This is a genomic window from Pseudacidovorax intermedius, assembly GCF_001476815.1.
GTDB lineage: Bacteria > Pseudomonadota > Gammaproteobacteria > Burkholderiales > Burkholderiaceae_C > Xenophilus > Xenophilus intermedius_A.
The window spans coordinates 1-2,846 of the sequence record NZ_LDSL01000239.1; the positions used below are offsets into that span (position 1 = coordinate 1).

Here is a 2,846-nt window from a genome sequence, read left to right on the forward strand (position 1 = left end):
CTGCTGCTGCTCGGCCTGTGGGTCGGCATCGCGCTGGAGCTGAGGTCCAGCCGGCAGCGCCTGGCACGCGAGAACGCGCAGGAAACGTCCAGCCTGCTGCGGCTCTACACGGAGGAGCTGCGTTCCTCGCTCTATGCCATCGACTTCACCATGGTCAACCTGCGCGACCGCTGGGGGGACGTGGGGCAGCGGAGGTTCGCCGAGTACGTGCAGCGCCAGCAGCAGCATCTGGCCCGCAGCGTGGTCTTCCAGGTGGCGGTCATCGATGCCGACGGCCTGCTCGCCTTCTCCAGTTCGGACCCCGAGGCCGCGCCCATCGACCTGAGCGACCGTCAGCATTTCAAGGTGCACCGCGAGCCCGGCGCGACGGACGTGCTTTTCATCAGCCGGCCGGTGCTGGGGCGCCTGACCAGGCGTTGGACGATCCAACTCACCCGGCGACTGACCGATGCGTCCGGACGTTTCGCCGGCGTGATGGTGCTGTCGGTGCCCTCGGATTACTTCACCCGCTTCTCCCGCGCCATTGAACTGGGCAGCAACAGCGCGGTGGCGGTGGTGCGGCCCAACGGCAACCTGATCACGCGCTCGCCCCCCCCGCCGCAGGGCATGGACGCGGCCCTGCAGCTCTTTCCCGAGCGCGTGCGCGACGTGGTGGCCGGCCGGCCCGGCGAGCCCTTCGAGTCGGTCTCGCAAATCGACGGCGTGCGGCGCCTCGTCGACATGCAGGCCATGCTCGATTACGGCCTCGTCGTCGAACTGGGCCGCTCGGTCGAGGTGCTGAACGAGCCCTACCGCCGCCAGCGCTTCACCTACCTGACGGCGGGCGGCGTGTTCTCCGTCCTGCTCATCCTCATCGGGCAGATGACGATGTACGGCCTGCGCCAGCGCGCCCGCGCGCGCACGGTGCTGGAGCAGAGCGAGTTCCGGCTCAAGCATGCCCTCAAGGGCGCCAGCGACGGCGTGTGGGACTGGGACGTGGCCAGCGGCGGCGTGTACTACTCCGACCCCTGGGAAGCGATGGTCGGCTACGCCGAGGGCGAATTGGGCCGCGACCCAGGCGCCTGGCGCAAGCTCGCCCATCCCGACGACCGTGCCGCGACGGCGGTGGAGCTGGAGCGCTACCTGGCGGGCCAGACGCCCGAATACGCGATGGAATTCCGCGTGCGCCACCGCAACGGCGAATGGCGCTGGCTGCGCAGCCGCGGCATGGCGGTGCGTCACGATGCGCAGGGCCGGCCGCTGCGCGTCATCGGCACCTTCGAGGACATCACGTCGAACAAGCAGGCCGAAGAGGCCAAGCAGCTGGCCCTGCTGGTCTACGAGAACAGCCACGAGGGACTGATGGTGATGGATGCCGACAACACCATCCTGGCCGTCAACCGCGCCTTCACCGAACTGACCGGCTACACGGCCGACGGCATCATCGGCCGCACCACCGACTTCCTGCTGCGCAACGGCGCCGCAGGCGACGACGCGCCGCAGTACGAGGCGCTGTGGCGCACGCTGCAGGCCACCGGCGCCTGGCAGGGCGAGGTGTGGTGCCGGCGCAGCAGCGGCGACGTGTATGCGGAGTGGCTGAGCATCAGCACCATCTTCGACCGCGAGGGCCGGCCGCACCGGCGCGTGGGCCTGTTCAGCGACCTGACGCGCAAGAAGGAGTACGAGCAGATCATTTGGCAGCAGGCGCACTGCGACCCGCTGACCGGCCTGCTCAACCGACGCATCTTCCGCGAGCGGCTGGAGCGCGACATCGGCAAGGCCGACGCCGAGGGCCGCACCATGGCGCTGCTGTACCTGGACCTGGACGACTTCAAGGAAGTGAACGACACGCTGGGCCACAGCGTGGGCGACGCCCTGCTGAAGGAGGCGGCCGAGCGCCTGCGCCAGTGCACCGGCGAGGGCGCCAGCGTGGCCCGCCTGGGCGGCGACGAGTTCGCGCTGGCCATCGCCACCGAGCGGCCGGCCGAACTGGCCCGCGACATCCTGCAGAGGATGAGCGAGCCCTTCGTGCTGGGCACGGAGACGGCCTTCATCTCGGGCAGCATCGGCATCACCTACTACCCGCAGGACGGCGCCACGGCCGAAACCCTGCTGCGCGATGCCGACCAGGCCATGTATGCCGCCAAGGCCCTGGGCCGCAACGGCTACCACGAGTTCACGCCCTCCATGCAGCAGGCCGCCCAGCAGCGCATGCGCCTGGCGGGGGACCTGCGCAGCGCGGTGCCCGAGGGGCAGTTGCGGCTGGTCTACCAGCCCATCGTCGAGCTGGCCACGGGCGACGTCCACAAGGCCGAGGCGCTGGTGCGCTGGCAGCATCCCACCCGCGGCACCGTGAGCCCGGTGGAGTTCATTCCGATGGCGGAGCAGACCGGCGTCATCCATGCGCTGGGCGACTGGGTGTTCCATGAGGCGGTGCAGGCGCTGGCACGGCTGCGGCAAACGCACGACCCGCGCTTCCAGATGAGCCTGAACAAGTCGCCGGCGCAGTTCCTCGGCCCGCCGGAGCACATCCGCCGCTGGCTGGAAGCCCTGCGTGCGCTGGACCTGCCGGGCAGCAGCGTGGCGCTGGAGATCACCGAAGGCATCCTGCTGGACGCCAGCCCCAACAGCGGCCTGCGCGACCAGCTGGCGGCCTTCCGCAGCGCCGGCGTGAAGCTGTCGCTGGACGACTTCGGCACGGGCTATTCCTCGCTCAGCTACCTCAAGAAGTTCGAGATCGACTACCTCAAGATCGACCGCGCCTTCGTGCGCAACCTCACCGAGGGCTCGAGCGACCTGGCGCTGTGCCGCGCCATCGTCACCATGGCGCATGCCCTGGGGCTCAAGGTCATCGCCGAAGGCATCGA

1 protein-coding gene is annotated in these 2,846 nt (G+C 69.7%); it reads left to right on the forward strand.

What is annotated here, in order from left to right:
* Positions 1–2,846 (forward strand): bifunctional diguanylate cyclase/phosphodiesterase (locus tag NS331_RS24825; protein WP_153013057.1); only part of this gene is annotated, 2,846 nt, incomplete at both ends.